At 40.4% G+C, this 255-nt stretch carries 1 protein-coding gene; it reads left to right on the top strand.

The features are described 5' to 3' along the window. The coding region (locus tag MO387_RS21035; RefSeq protein WP_347342547.1) for an IS3 family transposase at positions 1-255 on the top strand (255 nt) is incomplete at both ends.

Genomic DNA, 255 nt, shown 5'->3' with positions numbered 1-255 from the left:
AAGCAGAGCCACTCTATTCTCACAATTTGTAATGCATTCAAAGTGCATCGAAGTAGCTATAAGTATTGGCTAAAAAGAAAAGAACATATTGATGCAGACTTTACTATTTTATGCAGTGAAGTGAAGGCTGCACATCGTATTAGTCATGGCTCTGCCGGTGCGCGAACGATAGCGCAATTAGTGACTAACAAAGGGATTGGTCTCAGTCGTTATCGAGCCCGTAATCTAATGAAAAAGCTTGGGTTATTAAGCTGT

Origin of the sequence: Shewanella sp. N2AIL (assembly GCF_022690845.1) — a bacterium.
GTDB lineage: Bacteria > Pseudomonadota > Gammaproteobacteria > Enterobacterales > Shewanellaceae > Shewanella > Shewanella baltica.
This window is presented reverse-complemented; position numbering and strand designations above follow the sequence as displayed.